18 protein-coding genes and 1 pseudogene are annotated in these 20,814 nt (G+C 55.5%); 14 read left to right on the forward strand and 5 right to left on the reverse strand.

The window, feature by feature from the left end; translation table 11 throughout:
- Positions 1-18 precede the first annotated feature (18 nt).
- The 7 genes from ACFSR7_RS16505 to ACFSR7_RS16535 all read left to right on the forward strand — a co-directional run bounded on the left by ACFSR7_RS16505 (position 19) and on the right by ACFSR7_RS16535 (position 8,283).
- A complete protein-coding gene (locus tag ACFSR7_RS16505) occupies positions 19-396 on the forward strand; it encodes a BlaI/MecI/CopY family transcriptional regulator (protein WP_378163370.1) in 378 nt (125 codons plus the stop codon).
- On the forward strand, positions 393-2,615 hold the full coding sequence (locus ACFSR7_RS16510; RefSeq protein ID WP_378163372.1) for a M56 family metallopeptidase: 2,223 nt from the start codon (positions 393-395) through the stop codon (positions 2,613-2,615). The genes ACFSR7_RS16505 and ACFSR7_RS16510 overlap by 4 nt, the downstream gene beginning before the upstream one ends.
- Positions 2,616-2,737: 122 nt before the next feature.
- Entirely contained in the window at positions 2,738-3,769 is a 1,032-nt protein-coding gene (locus tag ACFSR7_RS16515; protein ID WP_378163374.1) for a LacI family DNA-binding transcriptional regulator, read from the forward strand.
- A 200-nt stretch (positions 3,770-3,969) separates the two neighbouring features.
- Positions 3,970-4,212, forward strand: a complete 243-nt coding sequence (locus ACFSR7_RS16520; protein WP_378163376.1) for a hypothetical protein — start codon at positions 3,970-3,972, stop codon at positions 4,210-4,212.
- 145 nt (positions 4,213-4,357) lie between these two features.
- The gene (locus ACFSR7_RS16525) at positions 4,358-6,298 is read left to right on the forward strand and encodes an alpha/beta hydrolase family protein (protein WP_378163378.1); all 1,941 of its coding nucleotides are present in this window, start codon (positions 4,358-4,360) and stop codon (positions 6,296-6,298) included.
- A gap of 46 nt (positions 6,299-6,344) precedes the next feature.
- A complete protein-coding gene (locus tag ACFSR7_RS16530) occupies positions 6,345-7,082 on the forward strand; it encodes a glucosamine-6-phosphate deaminase (protein WP_378163380.1) in 738 nt (245 codons plus the stop codon).
- 43 nt (positions 7,083-7,125) lie between these two features.
- Positions 7,126-8,283 (forward strand): N-acetylglucosamine-6-phosphate deacetylase, encoded by a 1,158-nt coding sequence (locus tag ACFSR7_RS16535; protein WP_378163382.1) that lies wholly within the window; start codon positions 7,126-7,128, stop codon positions 8,281-8,283.
- 200 nt (positions 8,284-8,483) lie between these two features.
- Here ACFSR7_RS16535 and ACFSR7_RS16540 read toward each other — a convergent pair.
- Both ACFSR7_RS16540 and ACFSR7_RS16545 read right to left on the reverse strand, forming a co-directional pair.
- Positions 8,484-9,215 (reverse strand): annotated as a pseudogene (locus ACFSR7_RS16540) (YheC/YheD family protein).
- A 106-nt stretch (positions 9,216-9,321) separates the two neighbouring features.
- A complete protein-coding gene (locus ACFSR7_RS16545) occupies positions 9,322-9,690 on the reverse strand; it encodes a winged helix-turn-helix transcriptional regulator (RefSeq protein WP_378163384.1) in 369 nt (122 codons plus the stop codon).
- Between the two features lie 149 nt (positions 9,691-9,839).
- Between ACFSR7_RS16545 and ACFSR7_RS16550 the strand changes: the two genes are divergently transcribed.
- On the forward strand, positions 9,840-10,580 hold the full coding sequence (locus ACFSR7_RS16550; protein WP_378163386.1) for an NAD(P)-dependent oxidoreductase: 741 nt from the start codon (positions 9,840-9,842) through the stop codon (positions 10,578-10,580).
- A 21-nt stretch (positions 10,581-10,601) separates the two neighbouring features.
- Positions 10,602-11,048 carry a DUF2269 family protein gene (locus ACFSR7_RS16555; protein WP_378163388.1) on the forward strand — a complete coding sequence of 149 codons (447 nt, stop codon included), beginning with the start codon at positions 10,602-10,604 and terminating at the stop codon, positions 11,046-11,048.
- A 51-nt stretch (positions 11,049-11,099) separates the two neighbouring features.
- Here ACFSR7_RS16555 and ACFSR7_RS16560 read toward each other — a convergent pair whose 3' ends face one another.
- Genes ACFSR7_RS16560 through ACFSR7_RS16570 form a run of 3 tightly spaced genes read right to left on the reverse strand, consistent with a single transcriptional unit; the run spans position 11,100 to position 15,306 of the window.
- Positions 11,100-11,492: a carboxymuconolactone decarboxylase family protein gene (locus tag ACFSR7_RS16560; RefSeq protein ID WP_378163389.1), complete on the reverse strand. Its 393-nt coding sequence runs from the start codon at positions 11,490-11,492 to the stop codon at positions 11,100-11,102.
- A gap of 18 nt (positions 11,493-11,510) precedes the next feature.
- Positions 11,511-13,160: a thiamine pyrophosphate-binding protein gene (locus tag ACFSR7_RS16565; protein WP_378163391.1), complete on the reverse strand. Its 1,650-nt coding sequence runs from the start codon at positions 13,158-13,160 to the stop codon at positions 11,511-11,513.
- Between the two features lie 4 nt (positions 13,161-13,164).
- Complete coding sequence (locus ACFSR7_RS16570) at positions 13,165-15,306, reverse strand: EAL domain-containing protein (protein ID WP_378163393.1); 2,142 nt, start codon at positions 15,304-15,306, stop codon at positions 13,165-13,167.
- A 361-nt stretch (positions 15,307-15,667) separates the two neighbouring features.
- Between ACFSR7_RS16570 and ACFSR7_RS16575 the strand changes: the two genes are divergently transcribed.
- From ACFSR7_RS16575 to ACFSR7_RS16595, 5 genes are all read left to right on the forward strand, one after another.
- Positions 15,668-16,570 (forward strand): diacylglycerol/lipid kinase family protein, encoded by a 903-nt coding sequence (locus tag ACFSR7_RS16575; protein WP_378163395.1) that lies wholly within the window; start codon positions 15,668-15,670, stop codon positions 16,568-16,570.
- Between the two features lie 309 nt (positions 16,571-16,879).
- The gene (locus ACFSR7_RS16580; protein WP_378163397.1) at positions 16,880-17,557 is read left to right on the forward strand and encodes a response regulator transcription factor; all 678 of its coding nucleotides are present in this window, start codon (positions 16,880-16,882) and stop codon (positions 17,555-17,557) included.
- Positions 17,554-18,933 (forward strand): sensor histidine kinase, encoded by a 1,380-nt coding sequence (locus tag ACFSR7_RS16585; protein WP_378163399.1) that lies wholly within the window; start codon positions 17,554-17,556, stop codon positions 18,931-18,933. Before ACFSR7_RS16580 ends, ACFSR7_RS16585 begins: the two co-directional genes overlap by 4 nt.
- A gap of 67 nt (positions 18,934-19,000) precedes the next feature.
- On the forward strand, positions 19,001-20,128 hold the full coding sequence (locus ACFSR7_RS16590; RefSeq protein ID WP_378163401.1) for an ABC transporter permease: 1,128 nt from the start codon (positions 19,001-19,003) through the stop codon (positions 20,126-20,128).
- Positions 20,125-20,802, forward strand: a complete 678-nt coding sequence (locus ACFSR7_RS16595) for an ABC transporter ATP-binding protein (RefSeq protein WP_378163403.1) — start codon at positions 20,125-20,127, stop codon at positions 20,800-20,802. Before ACFSR7_RS16590 ends, ACFSR7_RS16595 begins: the two co-directional genes overlap by 4 nt.
- The last annotated feature ends 12 nt before the right edge of the window (positions 20,803-20,814 follow it).

A 20,814-nucleotide genomic window follows, 5' to 3' on the forward strand; every position in this document is an offset into this window, starting at 1 on the left:
CGTAGTGAGGTGACGTTCGTGAACAATCTTCCCCATATCACCGACGCTGAACATGAAGTCATGAAGCTTCTTTGGCAGAAGGAGCCGTTGTCCGCCAATGAGATCATTCTCAAGTTGACGGAGCAGATGCAATGGTCTGATCAAACCGTCAAAACGTTTCTGAACCGCCTGCACAAGAAAAATGCGATCCGCTTTGAGAAAACAGGCAGGAACTATCTGTATTCTCCGCTGGTTTCCTATGATGAATACTTAAAATCCGAGAACCGCTCCTTTTTGAACAGAGTTTATAACGGTGCGGTAGGTACGCTGTTTGCCAGATTCATAGAGGAAGAGCAGCTTTCGGACAAAGAGATTAAGGAGCTGCAACAACTGCTGGAAGAGAAGAAGCGATCATGATCGTCCTGAAAACGATATTCGCCCTGATCGTGAGCGCATCGTTGGCATCGGCTGTAATCGTCTTGCTGCTGCTCTTCGTTCGGCGTTTGTTTCATCTGCGATTGAAGCCCGCCATCATTTATCTTCTGTGGCTCCTGGTCTTAATTAAGCTGCTCGTCCCTGTCGGCCCGTCGAGTCCGATCAGCTTGTTCAATCTGATTCCCCAGACGGTTGGAAGTCCATGGACAATGGAACCAAGCAATCTTGCCGACCCCTTCGGACTCGTGCAGAACAGAGAAGGCAGCCAGCCGCAACCGCTCGCTTCTGCCGCTCCCGCATCCAATAGCGACTTGGACGTCGGGTTGCATGAGGGCCACCCGTCTCTCGATTCGTCCGTGACCCCGTTAACGGATTCCACGTCGGCTAATGGAGCTTCTCGTTGGTCAGGGATACTTACCGCAGGCGCATTCATCTGGCTTGCAGGATTGGCGCTGCTCGGCATTCAGTATCTCATCGTAACCCTCGTATTCAGGAAAAGAGTCAGGCACGCTCGCCCGGTTCATGATGAAGAGATGCTGTCGGCTGTCAGAGCATGCAGCGAAAAACTAGGTATTAAGCACACCGTCCCCGTATATGAGGCAGCAGGCATTCACAGCCCTTGCATATACGGAACGGTTAAGCCGCGCATTTATTTGCCGGAAGATATACGCGTCATCGCCGATTCCCGGCAGCTGACCCATATTCTTCTGCACGAGCTGACGCATCATAAGCGCAAAGATCTATGGCTCAATGCCTTGTGGACGCTAGCCGTATGGCTGCATTGGTTTAATCCTTTGGTCTGGCTGGCCCGGCGCAAGATGGCTGCCGACCGGGAAGTGGCCTGCGATGCGGTCGTGCTTGAGGCGCTGGGCGAAAAGGAGTCCGCGTCGTATGGTCTGACACTTCTCATGCTGTCGCGGTTATTTTCCCGAAGCTCGTCCATGCGCGCAAATCTACCTCATTTCATCAACAACAACAATGAGACCAAACGGAGAGTTACTATGATTGCAAAGTTCAAGCAAGGCTCGTCCAAGCTGTCTGTCATGGCGATCTTGTCGATATTGATCTTGAGCGCGATCCTGCTCACCAACGCAAATGCCGAATCGAACGCCTCCAGGACAGGGGGTGCCAAGGAGCAGAATACGGTTTCCTCCTTTCGCATTGACAGGCTGATCCCCTCGTTCAAATGGTTTAATCGTCTGGACAGAGCGCTCGCTTTTTCGAATTTTGACTTTAAGGTGCCTGACTATATGCCTCAAGGGTATCGCCTGAAGTATATCGATCTGAATGAGAACTTTAGCAAGGCCCACAAAGCGGATTTGGTTGAATATGTATCCATCACCTTTGTGGAAAACTTCGGGCAACAGGACGAACGGAATATTGAGGTGTATGCTTCCAGAGGAAACGGCACTTTACTGGAGCATCGTTTATTGTGGGGGACTCCGAATTCCGGGAAGCCGGGCCAAGAAGAAGCCTTGGCTGTCGGCGATCGGACAGGCGTGATGTACACGGCTTCAAGAGCGAAGTATAAGCAAAAGCCTGAGACAGCCAAGAGCTTTGTATGGCAGGAAAACGATCTAACGTATGCGATTAATTACTACAGCAAGGATCTCGAACAAACGGAGCTGGCGGAAATCGTGCAGTCGGCGGTGTGGCCGGACGAGGTTCGGCATGTAGACTATAGCGGCGCGGGAAACTCATTCCCGTTATACGATGAGACGGACCTGCAAGAAGCGAAGCGCATCCTCGGCTTTCCGGTGAAGTTTCCGTTCGACATTTCCGCTTATGGCCTCAAGCTTTCCGATTCGATGATGCAGCGGGCCGACGATCAGAATACGGGATTCAATATCAGGCCGGACGCGGACGCCTTATGGAATTCTTATCGCGTTCCCTACAATTCTTCCGCTTACGAGATCAATGACACGATTTCGTTTTATCAGAGCAGCGTGCCGGCGGTGGACGTCAACAAGCTGTCGTTCGTACGTACCCTGGTGATTGATGGCATCGGCATTTCCGCTTACACGGATCAGGACCATGTCTACTCGGAGCCGATTCATTCAGACAACGATCAGTTAAAGTTTAAATCACAAACGTATTATGTCTGGGAGCAAAACGGCATCCACTACACGGCCTATTTCGTCGGGGTGGACCGGCATCAGGAGGAGAACCTGGAAGCGTTCGTGTCCGCCCCTTACGAATGAATCGATTAAGGAATCGCCGGGGACGGTTACCCGCCCCTCCCCGGCCCGCTTCCTCACCCTGTGGGACTATGCTATATTTAGGCTATGCTGCAAGGCAAATTTACGGGTTGAAGAGGTTCTCCATGTCCAAGTCTGTGACGGTTCACGACATCGCCAAGTTGGCCAACGTATCGTCAGCTACGGTATCCCGGGTGCTCAGCAACAGCAACTATCCGGTCAGCGATAAGCTCAGAACCCGGATTCTCAAGATTGCCGAGGAAGTCAGCTACGTTCCGAATTTGCTCGGCAAGCAATTGAAGAAAAATTCGACGATGACCATCGGCATCATTATTCCGTCGATTATCAATCCTTTCTACTCTTCTGTCGTGTTCGGCGTGGAGGAAGTGGCCAGACAAGAGGGATTCACGGTGTTTGCCTGCAATTCTCTGCAGGATCCGGAGCTGGAGGAAGAGTATATCCAGACCATGATGGAGAAGCAGGTCAAAGGGGTCATTATCTCCTCCATCACCACAAATAAAGAGAAGCTGAAGCGATTAATTGAAATGAACGTGAATGTCATTGCCATCGATCAAAAATTGGACGAGGAAGGCCTATCGCAAATCGAGTTCGACCATCACAAGGGCGGTTTCCTGGCAGCCAAATACTTGCAAGGCAAAGGGCACACCCGCATCGGTTATGCGACGACCAAGCTCAATCGCCCCAGCCGAAAAGGGATCTGCCGCGGCTACATGGATGCGATGAAGGAAGCGGGTCTTGAGCCGCTTGTGGAAGAATACCGCTCCGACGAGCCTTTTAATCCGATCTTCGAATTCGAGACGGGCAGGGAGCTTGCCCGGCGCATGATGGATGCGGATTACCCGCCGACCGCGATCTTCGCTTGCAACGACCTTCTGGCATTCGGCGTCATTCATGAGCTCAGGGCTCGGGGACTGCAAGTGCCGTCCGACGTATCGGTCATGGGATTCGACGGAATTGACGTGGGGCAGATGATTCATCCTCCGTTAACGACCATTAAGCAACCCGATTACGAAATGGGCAAGATGGCTTGCAGAATGCTGGTCGACATGACGATGGGCAAGGATAAGCCGATGTTCAACGTTACCCTTCAACCCAAGCTGCTGGAACGGCACTCGGTCCGGGACTTGAATGGCTAACGCTAGATCATTGCGTGTGGGCCATAAAGTAATCGATTACTAATTTAGCAAATATAAAAACAGTAAAGTCATCGTTATAAGCGATATTTCAATCAATTATCAGCAATGAATGTTGATCTGCAAACACTTTCATGGTACGCTCCAAATAGATATCGATTACTTTTCTTATCGAGGCTAATCAGTCAGGAGATGTTTGGAGAGTGAAAACGTATGTCATTGCAGGAGCCGGCTCCAGATCCCTGTATATGTTCGCCAAGCCGATGGCATCGGAGTGGTCGGATCGAATAAAGCTTGCCGGCGTCTACGACAAGAACCCGGTGCGGGCGGCGCTGCTAAGCGAGGCGTGCGGTCACATCCCGGTTTACCGAACGTTCCAGGACATGCTGGCGCAGACCGTTGCGTGTTCGACGATCGGATCGACATTTACGACAACATGTCTGTGAACGTGAGGTACGACAGCGGCGTCCTGCTCACGTACTCCTTGATCGGGGCGCTCGCCAATCGCTCCATCGCGGAAGGCCGCTCGCTTCCCTTTCCTAGTCCCGAAGACTGGTGAGATGACAACTGAAGCCAAGGAGGCAGGCTCCCATGCTTTTGCCGCAAGCGCTTGAGCGCACGGTATTTATGCTTTACGATACGCAGGATCAATTGAAGCGCCACGTTTATGGGAGGGCGGACCTGGCGTTTGCCCGAGGGGACCTGGAGCGGGACCGAGTCTCGACCGAGAGCGGCTTGCGCGAACGGCAGCTTGCGATGAAAACGGCGTTCATTCATGCGATCGGGGGGATACCGGACCGGGAAGCGGAGATGAGTGCCGTGATCGTCGGGCAGGTGCGGGAAGAGGGCTACCGGATCGAAAACATCGTCTACGAACCGCTGCCGGGCTACCGCGTCACGTCCAATCTGTATCTGCCTGCGCAAGCGACACCCGCTTCGCCCAGCCCGGTCGTGCTCTTCTTGTCCGGCCACGAGCTTGAAGGCAAGCATGGCGACTATTATCACCGGGTCATCCTGCGATTCGTGGAAGCGGGGCTGGCCGTGTTCGCCTTTGACCCCCCGGGACAAGGAGAACGTGTCGGGGAAGCGCTGGACGACGCCGGCGACCGCATATGGGGCACGGGGGAGCACCAGCGGATCGGAGTCCGGTGTTATCCGTTCGGAGAGAGCATTGCCCGATACTTCGTCATGGATGCTATGAGAGCGATCGATTATCTGGAGACGCGTCCGGAACTGGACACCTCCCGCCTTGGCGTGACCGGCAATTCGGGAGGCGGAACCCAGACCGCGATGATGATGATTTGCGACGAGCGCATCGCCGCCGCTGCGCCGGCTACGTTCATCATGGACCGGCAGAGCTATATGTACGCCGGAGGGGTGCAAGACGCGGAGCAAGTCTGGCCCGGCCTGACGGAAGCGGGGTTCGATCACGAAGACGTACTGCTAGCCTTTGCGCCGAAGCCGCTGCTTGTGCTTGCTGCCGAATATGATTTTTTCCCGATCGAGGGCACAAGGCGGACCGTGACGAGATCCCGGCGCTATTGGAAGATGCTCGGCAAGGAAGCCGATTTTGAATGCTACATCGAACCGTCGCTGCACCTCTATACGGACGGCATGGCGAAGAAGGCCGCGGCTTTTTTTGCGCAACGGCTGCTTGCGCATCCGCGGGATTCGGCCGGGCATGCGTTGCCCGCGGTGCCGCCCGACAAGCTGTGGTGTACGAAGCAGGGCCGAGTGACGTCCGAATGGCCGCAGGCGTTGACTTTGTCCGATATTGTGCAGAGCCGTTACGAGAGGTTCCGCTCGAACAACAACGGGCGGTCGTCGGATGCGCTTGCGCCGAACGGAGAACAATGGCTGCGCGATCAGGTTTATGCCGGCCGTACGCCGTGCCCGTTCAATACCAGGCATATGCGCCTGGCGGATACCGACGGTCTATCGACGGCGTATTGGATGTGGTGGTCGCAGAGCGGCGTGATGAACAGCGCGCTCTGGTTCGACGGCGCCCGGGATGCGGATGCCTGTCCGGCTGAAATCGTAATGGCTGTTTGGGCGGGCGGCACGACTTGTCTGAGTCGGCATTGGCCCTGGATCCGCGAGCAATGCGAAGCCGGAAGAAGCGTCGTGGTGCTGAACGCTTCCGGCGCCGGTCCGCACGAACCGGCCCCGGTGTACGGCCGACCGGTACGGGAGCTGTTCGGGATGCTGCATAAGCTGGCGGACGAATTGATCTGGCTTGGGGACAGCCTCGCAGCCTTGCGGACGTACGATACGATCCGATGTGCGGAATGGATAACAAGCGTCGCCGGAAATGCCAGCCTGTCGATTTATGCCCCGGGCAACGCATGGCTGTCCGCCCGCCTCGCGGCGCTGTTGTGCGATCGGATCGGGCAAGTTTACTCGGATATCGAATACGATCAAATAGCGGATTGGTTCCTGTCGGCGGGCGATCCGAACGAGGATTGGATGAGCGCCGTTTTTCCGGGCCTATTGCAATATGTCGATATCGCCGGTCCAACGACAAGGGAATAGGGCTCCGCGGGATGGCTAAATTCGAAATGGAAGGGAATGGGGAGCAATGAATTTAAAAATATCGGATACGCCCGATCAATCGGGGCTGGAAGCGGCGATCGAGGCGGAGCGAATTCTGCAGGATACATTGGCCAAGCAAAAAGAGGCACGGCTGTTGTTATCGACCGGCGCGTCGCAGTTTGAATTTCTGAAGCATCTCACAACCAGGAACGTCGATTGGAGCCGGGTTGAAATGTTTCATCTGGACGAGTACATCGGCTTGCCGGAAGCGCATCCTGCGAGCTTTCGCAAATATCTAAAGGAACGGTTCCTGCAGGATGTGAAGGTAAAACGCGCTTATCTGGTAGACGGAGAGGGATCGGTCCCGGACGTGTTGAAGTCGCTTAAGGAGGAGATTGCCCGGGCCCCGATCGATCTGGCCTTGATCGGCATCGGAGAGAACGGTCATATCGCTTTTAACGACCCGCCTGCCGACTTCGACATCGAGGAACCGTATATGGCTGTCGATCTGAACGACTCCTGCAAGGATCAGCAGGTTGGAGAGGGCTGGTTCGCATCGCGCGACGAGGTACCGAAACAGGCGATCACGATGACGGTGAAGCAGATTATGAAAAGCCGCCATATTCTCTCGGTCGTTCCGCATGGGGTAAAAGCGGAGGCCATTCGCAACACCATGCTGAAGGGCGTGGATCCGCAGTTTCCCTCGACGATTCTGAAGACGCATTCCCATTGGCAATTGTATCTGGACCAAGCATCGGCATCCTTGATCTATCAGCCTTGCTAAGGACTGTCGGGCATGCAATCGTCTTGACAGAGGGGGATTAGGCATGACGTGGAAAGGTAGAGATGCGGTAACGGGACAGGCGGTGGAAGTGACGGTCTCGCAAGAGCGGATCGTTGACGTCAGAAGCGCGGCCGAGCCGCAAGCAGGCGCCGAAGACCTGCCCTGGATCAGCGCCGGCTGGATCGATCTGCAAGTGAACGGATTCGGGGGATACGATCTTAACGGAGAGATGCTGACGCCCGGGGATCTGGAGGGCGTCGTCCGCGCGCTGCACCCGAAGGGGGTCTCCGCCTTCTTGCCGACGATTATCACGGGGCCGATCGAACAAATGCGGCACGCATTCGGGACGATTGCCGGTTATGTAAGAGAGAGGCGCTTCGGCAGCCGTTCGATCGTCGGCATTCATATGGAAGGTCCTTATTTATCGGGTGAGGACGGGAGCCGCGGCGCTCATCCTGCGGCGCATATCCGCGATCCGGATTGGGACGAATTCCAGCGTCTGCAGGAGACGGCCGAAGGCTTGATCCGGATGGTCACGATCGCGCCGGAACGCAAGGGAGCGATTCCGTTCATTCGACGCCTCTCGGATGCGGGCGTCGTGGTTGCCATCGGGCATACCCGAGCCGGCGCCGAACGACTGGAGGAAGCCGTACAAGCGGGAGCCCGCGTGTCTACGCATCTGGGCAACGGCTCGGAACCGGTGCTGCCCCGGCATCCCAATTATATCTGGCAGCAGCTGGCCGACGACCGGCTATGGGCGACGTTCATACCGGACGGACACCATCTTGCGCCCCCGGTGCTCAAGGCGATGCTGCGGGCCAAGCGCGACAAGGCACTGTTCGTCAGCGACAGCGTTCGCTTCGGCGGCATGGCGCCGGGCGCCTACAGCAGCCCGATCGGCGGACAGGTCGTTCTGCAGGCGAACGGGCTGCTGCATACGGCTGCCAATCCGAACATTCTGGCCGGCTCCGCCTCCTCGCTGGCGGATGGAATCGCCAATGCCGTTCGATTCACGGATCTGTCCCTGGCCGAGGCCGTGCAGGTCGTAACCATACGGCCGGCAAAGGTGATGGGATTCGAGACGCTCGGCGCGCTCCGGCCCGGCATGCGGGCCGATCTGACGCTCTTCCGCTACGAACCCGGCGGAGCGGTCGTCGTCACGGAGACGGTAGCGGCAGGAGAATCCGTGTATCGACAGTGAACATGACAGACTGCGTGCGGGCCGAAGAAAACCTGCATTTGTACATCTATTTTCTAACAAACAGTGGCCGAGGAAATAAATGCAAAACGGTAACTACTTAGGAACACCAAGGCGCCTCATACGCAAGGCCGTCCGGACTTGTTCCTCCTCAGGAACACCCTGGCGTTCCAAGCGCAAGGCGGGCTGGATTGTTTTTGCATTTACCGCAATAGAGAGTGACGTGGGGGATGCACAGACCAACAAGTTGGAACTCGCTCGGATGAGCAATAAAGCGTATCTTCCCAGACGAATCGTATAAGTAGCCGGCGCTGCCTGTCGATCCCGATATTGAATCTGACCTGTCTAAGCTTCGGGTAGCGCTCCCCCAGACGCTTGGCAGCGAGTCGTGCGAGCCGTTCCACTCTACCAAGCAAGCTCGGGTCTTCGATCCGGGTTAACTTTAACGCTTCAAGCACCGGAATGGTGCAGCTCGTCACATTCGTGACCAGATGTTCTCGCGCCGCCACTTTTGCGTACGAGCCAGTCGCGGCCCAAGTGGATGAAAGGCCTTTTTTTCGCTGAACCATGACCCGAATGTCAAATGGCTTGCGCTGAATTCAGGCAAGCTGCAGACGCCTCTGAACGATATAGCCGCGACCTTTGCTTTCCTTGCGGAGCCATTTGAGCACTTTAACGGTGTCTCTCAGGGTGACCGCATTTTTTTCGTTTTGAATACGATAGGCGTTCGCGCCGTTCCGCGTAATGAACAGAATATTCCTTCCGAAACTCCCGTCCCGAGGTTGCAGTACGACGCTCCGATGTTGAAGCAGCATCTTGGATAAAGCGTTTTTTCCGTTCCTCTTAAGCAACCGTGTTTCCGGCAGCCGTCCGGCGAGCGAGGGCGCATGGCTGAGGATGCGATATTGCAGCCACTTGTCCCTTCTGATCGACATTGGAATCACATGCCTTTCAGTCGTCTACGGTAACTACGCTAAGCCAAATCAACGGTCGGCATAAGCGGCGATTCGCCCATATTTTAACCGGCACTTGCTGGAACATTTACACCGAATGGGCGGTGATCGGGGAAGCCGGCTTTAGGTTCAAACGATTGTGATTTTCTCCCCACGCGCACATCGTTTCCAAGACCGGAACCATCGTTTTTCCATAGTCGCTCAGCATATACTCCACTTTTGGAGGAACCGAAGGGTAAATCGTTCGCGTCACCAAACTGTCGGCTTCAAGCTCCCGCAAATGCTGCGCCAGCATTTTCTGGGTCACTTCGGGAATCAGCTTCTCCAGCTCGCTGAATCGTCTGGTGTCTTCCAACAGGTGCCACAAGATCAAGGGCTTCCACTTTCCGCCCAACAAATGCATCACCGTTTCAATGGGACATTTCCGCTCTGCCGCAGTCTCCACGTCCGCTTCCATCCCAACCCTCCTCCGCCATGCTTACTTGGAAGTAAGTGCCCTACAAAAAAGTGGGTTCTTACCAAGATTTTATGCCTCGTGGTAGGCTGGAGTCAATCCGATGACGACAGCAAGAAAACAAATCAAGTCAGGGAAGAGGGAATCGCGAAATGAAAATCATTGTGTTCGGGGCGACGGGGAATACAGGGAAAAGAGTGCTTGCCCAAGGCGTTCGTATGGGGCATGAAATGACTGCCTTCGTACGCAATCCGGAAAAGCTTAACGAGCAGCAAGACGCGCAGTCCGCCGAGCGAGTGCGCGTAATCGCGCAAGATATCCTGGATCCGGAGAGCGTCTTTGCGGCGCTGGCGCATCAGGACGCCGCCGTTATCGCGGCAGGCCATGCAGGCCAAGGAGAAGAATTCGTTCGCATCGTCGACTGTATCGTTAGCCAGTGCGAGCGTCAACCGCTGTTTTCCGGACGCGTATGGATGATGGGAGGCGCCGGACTGCTCGATATTCCACATACCGATCTCATCGGCAACGACTTGCCAGGCTTCCCGCCGGCGTTCCAGTACCACAACCGAAACTTGGACCGGCTGCGGTGCACGGGTCTGGACTGGTCCGTGATGTGTCCGGGAACGATGGTCGATGCCAGGCCCGACGCTAAGCCCTACGCCTCGTCGCTTCGTTTGCATACCACCGCGGATATCTTGCCCCTGCCGTTTCCCGACACGATACGAGAGCTTTCCGGGGCCGAACTGGCGGGTCACTTGTTCAGCCGGCTTCAGGAGCTGGACGTCACCTATGAGGATGTCGCGAATTTTATGCTAAATCACGTGGATCTTGCGGGGCCGTATAAAGGCAAAAGGGTGGGTCTCGCCTATCGGGAAGAGAAGTCGGTTCGCTAATCGAAGAGAGGGGTTGATCGCTTGTTCGCCTTCCTGCTTGTGTTGCATATTTTCAGCGCGGTCGCAGTCATCGGCTCGGCCTTCCTGGTGCCGATCATCCGCAGATCGGCTAAAACCGCCGCGCAGCTTCGCTATTTTTTCGATATGACGGCTAAGATAGCCTGGATTTCTAAAATTGGCGCCGCATTGCTTGTAATCACCGGCATTTGGCTCATGGTTATCGCCAAGGCGGGGCTTGCTCAAATGTGGCTAAATCTCTCTATCCTGTTATCGCTGGTACTCGTTGTCACGATAGGGGGATTCATTGAACCGCTTATTCACCGGATTGAAGTCGCATCCCAAAGCCAGAGCCACGAGTTATCCGCCGATATCAGGCTGGTTCTGCGAAAGCTGGCGCCCCTGGAAACGACTGCGCAGCTGTTAACGCTGGCCGTAACCGTACTGATGGTCGTTAAGCCGATGCTTTAAATAAGTACGTTATCCCGCCGCGTTCGCAGAAAAAAGGATGGCGCCTAAGCGTCATCCTTCTTCGTATGTAATTCCCTGCTCTTCGAACACCTTCATGACCACGAACATGGCATCCAGCGTCTTGGGGAAGCCCGCATACGATACGCAGTGCATGACGGCTTCTACGATCTCGTTGGGCGTAAGGCCGACATTCAGAGCCCCTTTGATATGAAAATCGAGTTGCGTGGCAGATCCCGAAGCAAGCATAGCCGCTATGGTAAGCAGGCTCCTTTGCTTTAAGTCCAGCCCAGGCCGGGAATATAGCGAGCCGTAAGGGAACTCGACGATCAGCTTGGCCATGCCGGGACTGAATTGCTCCATTCTTTTGACCGTGGCGTTCAGCGTTTCTTCGCTGGCCATCCGTTGCAGCACTTCGATGCCTTTATCGTAGCGATTCGTTTCCATGTACGTCCTCCGTAAGCTTTAATCTAAGCTAAGCAGTCTGGTCAGAATCGGCGGGATTTCCTGCGGATCCACCATGACCTCGATGACCGATGCCGTGTTGGACTGCAAGGCGGACTGAACCGCGTTCTCGACTTCTGCTCCGGTGTTGCAGCGATAGGCCAACGCGCCCATGGATTGGGCGAAAAGGCTGACGTCGAGCGGCCGCTCGTAGACTGCGCCGACGGAGCGTCCCGTGTTATAGGACATCCCCTTCTCTACCATGTCCAGCCGACCGTTGTTCAGGACGAAGAAGATCACCGGAATGCCGTGGTTCACCGCCGTCGAGATCTCGGTGCCGTGCATCATGATGCAGCCGTCGCCGGTCACGCACACGACAGGGCGGTCGGGCATGGCGATCTTGGCGCCGATCGAATAGCCGATGGCCGCCCCCATGGCGATGAACACTTCATCGAAGAAAAACGTCCCGGGCTCGATGATCTCGAAGTTTTGAACGGCATGGAAGGAGTGGCTCCCGGCATCCCCGAACAGCACCGCGTCGCTCGGAAGCGCGGTCCGCAGGCGCCTGAACGCCGTACCCGCCGATAACGCGGTCGCGGATTCCGCTTGGAGGGTCGCTGCTGCCGCTTCTGCCCACGCTGCCGGCACTTCGAGTTCCCTGGCAGTTGCTCCGCTCTGCAATACGAGCTGCTTCAGGTTGGAGTGGATATCGCCAAGGATGATCTGCGTCGGCACTTGAATGGTCTTGCCTGCGAACTTGAGGTCATACTCGAATTGCAGAACCTTCTCAGGCTCCATATCGGCCGTAAATCCCGATAAGGACATGTCGCACAGTCTGCTGCCGACGACGATCATCAGGTCGATGCCCGACTTCATATATTCAGTTGCGCGCTTGGCGCCGCCGAGACCGTATCCGCCCAAATACAAAGGATGATTGGTGGGAAAAGCCCCTTTGCCGCCAGGCGTGGTCATGACGGGAATCCCCCAATGCTCGGCAATGGCCTGCAACTGGGGATAGGTATCCGACATGACGGCGCCTTTACCCAAAAAGAGGACCGGTTTCTTGGCTTCGCTCAGCAGCGTTACAGCCTTATTGATGTCGGGGGATACGACAGGCGAGATGTGGTCCGGCAAAGGCAGGCTGAAAGGCTCCACCTCCTCCATCAGCACATCGAACGGGATGCACAGATGAACCGGACCCTTTTCGCCCGTATAGGCCTTTTCCAGGGCATGCTTCAGGTATAGGTAAAGAAGATCCCCCCGCTCGATGCGGGCGCTGAACAAGGTGACGGGCTCGAACATCTTAACCAGATCTGCGCCGAACTGGCTTGAATCCTGGCTTAAAGCGCGCCCCGTGTCCTGCATCGACGGCTGTCCGGTGATGAACAGTACAGGCAGCTGGAACTCTTTGGCCTGTCCTGCGGCTGTGATCAGATTCGTCCCTCCCGGTCCGGAGGTGCCGATCGCGATTCCCAGCGTTTTTTTCGCCAGCGCATAGCCCGACGCCTCAAACCCGCTGCCGGCTTCGTGGCGTCCGAGCACATATTCAATGCCATAGCTTTCAAGTTCAAGCATCAGCGGAGAAATGGACTTTCCAGGGATGCCGAATACGTGAGTAATTCCCCAATTTTTAAAATGCTCGACCAATAGGGTATACACTCTCTTTTTCATCGTATCACCTTTGCAAATTGGTTTTTATTTCCGCCGATTTCGTCAACAATTGCTCGATTTGTTCTGCCGGTAGCGGCTGGAAATAATAAAAGCCTTGTACCTCATGACAATTCTGACTGCGCAGGAAGTCCAATTGCTCGATGGTTTCCACGCCTTCTGCGATCGCATCGATGCCAAGCTTATGGGCCATCGCGATGATCGTAGCCACGATGTCCGCGTCATTTGAATCCGTCATGATATCCCTGACAAAGGAACGGTCGATCTTCAGCCGGTCGATCGAGAACAGCTTTAAATAGTAAAGATTGCTATAGCCCGTCCCAAAGTCGTCGATGCACAGGTGGATCCCCAGCTCCTTCAATTTCCCGAGCACTTCGATCGCGACATCGACGTTCATCGTCATCGACTCCGTGATTTCAAGCTCAAGGTATTGCGGATCTATGCGGGTTTCGAGCAAGATCTCTTTGATCGTCTCCACCAGGTCATGCTTTGAAAATTGGCGAGAGGAGAGATTGACCGACACGCTCATCGGGGCGAAGCCTTGTTCTCTCCATACTTGATTCTGCAGGCACGCGGTTCTGAGCACCCACTCGCCGAGGGGGACGATGAGCCCTGTCTCTTCGGCGATCGGGATGAACTTCGCAGGCGGAAGCAAGCCGAGCGTCGGGTGATTCCAGCGAACGAGCGCCTCGGTACCGATGATTCTCCCGGTCAGAATATCGATCTGGGGCTGGTAATATAACACGAATTCACCCTGCTGCAACGCTTTGCGAATCGAATTCTCCAAGGTCAGCCGCTCGATACCGCCGGCATTCGGATTCGGCTTAAACACGTTATAGTTGTTCTTTCCGTCGTCCTTCATCCTGTAAAGGGCAATGTCGGCGTTTTTCATCAGCATCTCGACATTCGTCCCGTCTTGGGGATAGAAGGCAATGCCAATGCTGGCCGTGATGTAGAACTCGTAGCTGTCCACGGCAAATGGCTTCTCAAACGCTTTAATGATCTCTTCCGCAACCTGAATGGCTTCCGTACGATCCGTAATATCCTGCAAGAGGATCGTGAATTCGTCCCCGCCCATCCGGGATACCAGTTGACCCGGCGCGTGGCAGCAAGCCGTCAGCCGCCCGGCAACCAGCTTCAACAATGCGTCCCCGTTGTTATGGCCGAGCGTGTCGTTGATCTTCTTGAAGCTGTCCAGATCGAGAAACATGACGGCAAAGATACTGTTTTCGTTCACCCCGTGTCTCAGCAATTCATCGATATGCCCGGTAAAAAACCTGCGGTTCGGCAGACCGGTCAAGTCGTCGTGATAGGCGAGATAATTGATTTGCTTTTCCGTATGATAACGCTCCGTAATGTCTCTAAACTGCGCAAATGCACCCATGACCTGCATGTTCTCGTCGAGAATAGGGAAGGCATCGAACAGACAGACCAGTTCGCCTTGTCCCGTCTGGGGACACAGCATGAATTCCATGTCTTCGTAATCTTTTCCGGTTAGAAGGACCTCTTTAATGAAGTCATTTATTTTGGCATCCGGAATCGGCCCGTTGATGACATCCTGTTTTTTGGAACCGGTTAAAATTTCCGCAAACTTGTTGAATTCGGTGACGTTGCCGTCCCGATCCGTAATGATGATGCCGTTTCTCGTGGTCTCGATGACCACCTGATTCAATATATGCAATCGTCTATTTTGCTTTTTCAGCAGCAGCTCTCTCTCGATCGAATCGACGACCGTGCATAGCATCGCCAGTAAAAAGGGATTATGCTGATCGATCGTCGTCATGATCGTGATCGTGCCGAGCAAATTAGAGATGTCGGTATATTGGAAGGGCACGGAATAACAGGCGGAAGACCCTAAAAATTCATAATAATGCTCATCGCCGACAAGCTGGATGGGCTCACGGTGATCCAATACCAGATTGATGCTGTTGGTTCCCGCTTCGTGCTCGTTGAATACAAGGCCAACCTGAATGCCCGATTGCTGAACCACGCTCTTGATCGCTTCATCCCCGGCCATTTCCAGAATGCAGCCGTTCTCGTCGGAGATCAGGATCAGCAGCGGAAGTCCCTTCATGAGCTCCAGCATTTTATTAACGAAGAAATCAATGACGGACAATATTTCCTCGTACTCGGCCCGCTTTAAATGCAAATCGACTTCCGATAAAAAGTTAGAAAAAGAGGGAATCCCCTTGGGATCGATCCCTCGCTGTTCACATCTCTTTTTAGATTCCGAGATCAAGGATACTTTCGTCAAAGCAATCCCCCTACTCTACCAGAAAAAATGCAATAAATTTACTTAATTGATGAGAAACCCCGCTATTTATCGATTCTGTTTTCATTATGCCGACGCTTAAAGTTTTTTGTCAATTTAATTCTGTTAGATTCTGGGTAATGATGCCAAATAAAATAAAGCCGCGATAAATAAAGCATGTTTGCGTTTACACGACGGAAGTAAATAAGGCTGCACTCTGCGGGTAAATACAGAGGTAAGGCATGAAGAGGGGAGCGCAATGAATATGAAGCAGGCGATCATTATTATGAATCCTTCGTCGGGAAAAGAGGAGGCCCCCGCCTTCGTGGAGAACGCCGCCGGACTGCTGCGCGCGCAGGGCTACGAGGTGTCGGTGAAGGAGACGGAGGCGGAGCACGACGCGACCCGCTTCTGCGCGGAGGCGTGCGCGGCACGCTGCGAGCTGGTCGTGTCCATCGGCGGGGACGGCACGCTGCACGAGACGATCAACGGCTTCGAGAACCAGGCGCACCTGCCGCGGCTCGGCATCGTCCCGCTCGGCACGGTGAACGATTTTGCACGGGCGCTGCGTATCCCGCTCGATCCGTCGGCCGCCATCGACGCGCTCGCGTCGTCACGGACGCAGCGGGTCGACGTCGGCCGGTTGAACGGCCGGCTGTTCGCCAATGTCGTGGCCGCCGGCCCGCTCGCCGAGACGCTGTCGTCCGTCACGTCGGCGGACAAATCCCGCTTCGGCGCGCTGGCTTACTTCAAGGAAGGCGTGAAGGATCTGCTGGGCCGCTCCGGGCATCCGCTCGTCATCCGTTACGACGGAGCGGTCTGGGAAGGCGAGTCGCCGTTATTCATCGCCGCGCTGACGAACTCGGTAGGCGGCTTCGAGCGGCTCGCGCCGGAGGCCGCCGTCGACGACGGCCTCATCCACGGCTTCATCGTCAAGGATCTGAGCTTCTTCCGCACGTTGACGGCGGGGCTGTCGCTGCTGCGGGGCCATCTGCAGGATCATAAGGACGTCATCTACTTCACGGCCAAAAGCGTGTCGGTAAGCTCGCCGAGCCTTATCGGCACGAACGTAGACGGCGAAGAGGGGCCGCCGATGCCGCTCGAGCTGGCCGTCTTGCCGCGACATATCGACGTGCTCGTGCCCGAGCCGGCAGACGGGTAGCTTGGCAAGACGAAGGACAAGAGCAAGCTCCTGCAGGCTTTACGTTATTCCCTTTAACCGGCGTTCCTTTCACAGCAAGTAGATAAAGTAAGGAGCTCCGCCAGGGAAGCAAAGAGAAAGTGGACGGATATGCCCGCGAGCGCGAGCGTGACGAACTGCCAAGACGCCGCCGACAAACAGAAGGAGCAGAAGCAAAACCACGCGGATGACAGCTCTGCGTGGTTTTGTCCTGTTAAAGTTGCGTAAGGCGCGTTATACCTTATCATAAGTGTAGGTGTATAAACGCTGTAAATAACGGGGGGTATCATCTTGAACCATCTTCTGCTGGCCGACGACGATGCGAATATAAGAGCGCTGGTGCGCTATGTCATGACCCGGGAGGGATATAGCGTGCATGAGGCGCAAGACGGCGCCGAAGCGGTCGCGCTCATGGAGCGCCTGCAGGTGGATCTCGCCATCATCGACGTAATGATGCCGCTGATGGACGGATTCGAACTGTGCGAGCACATACGGCAGCACTATGATATCCCCATTATTTTGCTGACGGCCCTAGGCGAGCTGTCCGACAAAGAGCGAGGTTATCTCAAAGGGACGGACGACTACGTGACCAAGCCGTTCGAGCCGGAGGAGCTGCTGTACCGGGTCAAGGCGTTGTTCCGCCGGTACAAGCGCGCGGCGAGCGACATCATCCGGATGCATCGCATTATTATTGACCGCAAGAACGTCGAAGTGACCGACGGCGAATCCGTTTTTCTGCTGCCCATGAAGGAATTCGAGCTGTTGTCCCAGCTGGCGCAATATCCGGGTCGCCTATTCACCCGAGACGAATTAATCCGCCTCGTATGGGGACACGATTACGAGGGGGACGACAATACGATAAACGTCCATATCAACAGACTGCGGCAGCGCTTTGCCGAATATACGGATGACTTTGTCATCCAAACGGTGCGCGGCTTCGGCTACAAGCTTGTGGTGAAGGACAAATGAAGAGCTTGTATTATCGCGTGTTTCTGATTACGTTGGCAGTCATATTCGCCAGCAGCGTGCTGGGATTCCTCGCTTCGAACGTCTACTACCATATGAAGCTTAAGCCCTTTAACGATAAAAAGCTGGTGGACATCGCCGAGAATATGAAGCGCTATATTGAATCGGAGCCCGCGGATATGGAGCGTTATCTTCGCAACGCGGCTGCGCTTGGATACGAGATGTATGTGACGGACGGGCAAGGGGACGCGCATTTTTACGGAAAAAAATTTCGACAGGAAGACTTGGATAGGCAACACATCGCACTCGTGCTTGGCGGCGGCGTCTATCACGGCGTGGCGCAGTTTCCGAACAAACCATTCATCTCCGGCTTTTTCGATAACCGCTTGAGCAATACGGTGGGCGTGCCCATTCAACTGTCCGGCAAGAACTACGCCTTATTCATGCGTCCGGACGTGCTGCTGCAATTCGGCGAACTTCGCATTTTCTTTGCGCTGATCGGCTTGCTCACCATCGTCATTAGCATCCTGCTGTTCCTGGCCAGCACGCGTTATATCGTCAAGCCGATTACCAGGCTGTCCGAAGCGACGAAGCGTCTTGCGCAAGGAGATTACAACCTCCGGCTCACGACGCGCAGACACGATGAGATCGGTCAACTGGCTTCACACTTCATGACAATGAGCCGCGAACTGGAGCGGGTCGACCTTGCGCGACAGCAGTTCGTATCCAACGTATCGCATGAGATCCAATCGCCGCTCACTTCTATTCAGGGCTTTGCCAAAGTATTGGCCAAAGGGGAGCTGTCAGAGGAGGAACGAAGACAATACGCCTCCATCGTGGAAGGCGAGAGCCGTCATCTCTCCTTGCTGGGCAAGCAATTGCTGCAGCTCTCCACTCTTGAGCAAGGGGAAGAGGCGCTGAATAAAACCCATTTCTCCTTGCGCGGTCACGTTCGTCAAGCGGCCGATATGCTGCAATGGCAGATGGAAGAAAAGGAGCTGCTGCTTAAGCTGTCCATCCCGGCATCCTTTGCCCTGTATGGCGACGAAGTATTGCTTTTGCAGGTGTGGTCGAACTTGCTGGACAATGCGGTAAATCATATTCCGCGGGGCCGGAGCATCGAAGTCCGCGCGGAGGACGGGCCGATGCATGTCACTGTCACATTCAAGGATACGGGAGACGGGATCGCGCCGGCGCATCTGCCGTTCCTGTTCGACCGGTTCTACCGCGCCGACCGCGCGAGGGAACGCGCATCGGGCCGAACGGGTCTGGGCCTGGCGATCGTGAAGAGAATCGTGCAGCTGCACCAAGGTAATATTGAAGTAAGCAGCTCGCCCGGTGCAGGCACGCAATTTACGGTCACCCTTCCCAAATTGTAATTTGTTATTTATGTGCCGTTTATGTTGGTTTCCTACACTGGAGACATCCAGGAGGAGGGGAAGCCGGATGTATCTAGCCATTCGAGAGATGAGATTCGCCAAAGGACGCTACTCGCTTATCGCCGTCATTATGCTGCTGGTCTCGTTTCTGGTGCTGTTCGTAACCGGGCTGGCCCGCGGGCTTGCCTATGACAACGCCGCATCGGTTCAGAATATGGACGCGACGCATTTCATTATGGAGAAAGACGCCAATCATCGCTTCACCCGCTCGCAGATCGGCGAGCAAGCAGGGGGACAGGCAAGCCGCATCGTCGGCGAAAAAAACGCGGAGCCGCTAGGGGTCAGGATGACAACCGTGACTGCAGCAGACGCGGCAGGCAAGCTCGACGTGACGCTGCTCGGCATGAGGCCGGAGGGATGGCTGATACCCGCGGTCGTTGAAGGGGCGGCGCTCTCGTCGGAAGGAACAGGGCAAGTGCTCGTCGATCGCAAACTAAAGAAATCGGGCGTTGGCCTTGGGACCGTTATTGTCGATCAAGCGACCGGTACGAGGTGGACGGTCGCCGGCTTTGTAAGCGAGGAATCGTTCAGCCATTCGCCGGCGGTCATCTTGAATGCTTCCGACTGGCAGCAGCTGCAAGACAAGTCGGCTGTGCGGCAGGAAGGGGAGGGCGCTGAGGACGGCGCGACTTACAGCGCCATTGCGGTGAAGGCGACCAAACTCCAGGCGGAGCAGCTGTCTGCGGCCTTGTCGGATGCCGAAGTCGTCGCCAAGTCGGATGCTGTATCGGCTATCCCCGGCTACAAGGAAGAGCAGGGCTCGCTGTGGATGATGATTATCTTTTTATTTATCATTTCTTCCTTTGTGCTGGGCGTGTTTTTCTATGTGATTACGATTCAGAAGAGCAGCCAGTTCGGCATCCTGAAGGCGATCGGCACGCGCACGGCTTATCTGGCCCGCAGCGTTGCCTTTCAGGTATTGCTGCTGACTGCGGGCAGTCTTGTCGTCAGCATGCTGCTTGTTCAAGCCATGACGGCTGTTCTGCCTGACGGCATGCCCTTCCGGCTGCAAGCCGCAACGCTAGCGTCAACAGGCGGGGCATTTATCGCGATGTCGCTGGCCGGATCGTTGCTCTCGGTCTGGAAAGTGACGCGAATCGACCCTCTGGATGCGATCGGGAGGACGGCGGCATGAGACATAGACTGATCCTGCGCGATATCACGCACGCCTTCGAGGACGGCGGCACGAAACGAATGGTACTCGATCGCTTGAACCTGCAAGTATCGGAAGGGGAGCTGGTCGCGGTGATGGGGCCTTCCGGCTCCGGGAAAAGCACGTTCCTGTCGATCGCGGGCGCGCTGCTCGCGCCGACAAGCGGCGAAGTGCTCATCGACGGGGAATCGCTGGCCGGCAAGGAGAAGCAGGCGCTAACCGATCTGCGGCTTCGCAAGCTCGGGTTTATTTTCCAGAGCGCCAATCTGATCCCTTATCTGAAGGTGGAAGAGCAACTGATCCTGATCAATAAGCTGGGGACGATGAGTAAAGCGCAGGCTGCAGCACGTACAAGCGAGCTGCTGCATCAACTGGGCCTGGATCATCGCAGGCATGCCTATCCCGACAAGCTGTCGGGCGGCGAGCGCCAGCGCGTCGCGATCGCGAGAGCGCTCATGAACGATCCGGCCGTGCTGCTGGCGGACGAGCCGACGGCGAGTCTGGATGCCGCCAGAGGGACGGACGTGGTACGGATGCTTGCCCGGGAGGCACAAGAGCGGGGCAAGAGCGCCGTTATGGTGACGCACGACGAGCGGGTGCTGCCGCTGTGCGATCGCGTGCTTTATTTAGAGAATGGTCGTCTGGTCGAAAAATAAGGGTCTAAACAG

The organism is Cohnella sp. GCM10020058 (assembly GCF_042683485.1).
In the GTDB taxonomy this organism is placed as follows: domain Bacteria; phylum Bacillota; class Bacilli; order Paenibacillales; family Paenibacillaceae; genus Cohnella.

Coding starts and splice junctions, on each gene's coding strand:
- ACFSR7_RS16510 (WP_378163372.1), top strand. CDS start 393: ATGATCGTCCTGAAAACGATATTCGCCCTGATCGTGAGCGCATCGTTG.
- ACFSR7_RS16515 (WP_378163374.1), top strand. CDS start 2,738: ATGTCCAAGTCTGTGACGGTTCACGACATCGCCAAGTTGGCCAACGTA.
- ACFSR7_RS16525 (WP_378163378.1), top strand. CDS start 4,358: ATGCTTTTGCCGCAAGCGCTTGAGCGCACGGTATTTATGCTTTACGAT.
- ACFSR7_RS16530 (WP_378163380.1), top strand. CDS start 6,345: ATGAATTTAAAAATATCGGATACGCCCGATCAATCGGGGCTGGAAGCG.
- ACFSR7_RS16535 (WP_378163382.1), top strand. CDS start 7,126: ATGACGTGGAAAGGTAGAGATGCGGTAACGGGACAGGCGGTGGAAGTG.
- ACFSR7_RS16545 (WP_378163384.1), bottom strand. CDS start 9,690: ATGGAAGCGGACGTGGAGACTGCGGCAGAGCGGAAATGTCCCATTGAA.
- ACFSR7_RS16550 (WP_378163386.1), top strand. CDS start 9,840: ATGAAAATCATTGTGTTCGGGGCGACGGGGAATACAGGGAAAAGAGTG.
- ACFSR7_RS16560 (WP_378163389.1), bottom strand. CDS start 11,492: ATGGAAACGAATCGCTACGATAAAGGCATCGAAGTGCTGCAACGGATG.
- ACFSR7_RS16565 (WP_378163391.1), bottom strand. CDS start 13,160: ATGAAAAAGAGAGTGTATACCCTATTGGTCGAGCATTTTAAAAATTGG.
- ACFSR7_RS16575 (WP_378163395.1), top strand. CDS start 15,668: ATGAATATGAAGCAGGCGATCATTATTATGAATCCTTCGTCGGGAAAA.
- ACFSR7_RS16585 (WP_378163399.1), top strand. CDS start 17,554: ATGAAGAGCTTGTATTATCGCGTGTTTCTGATTACGTTGGCAGTCATA.
- ACFSR7_RS16590 (WP_378163401.1), top strand. CDS start 19,001: ATGTATCTAGCCATTCGAGAGATGAGATTCGCCAAAGGACGCTACTCG.
- ACFSR7_RS16595 (WP_378163403.1), top strand. CDS start 20,125: ATGAGACATAGACTGATCCTGCGCGATATCACGCACGCCTTCGAGGAC.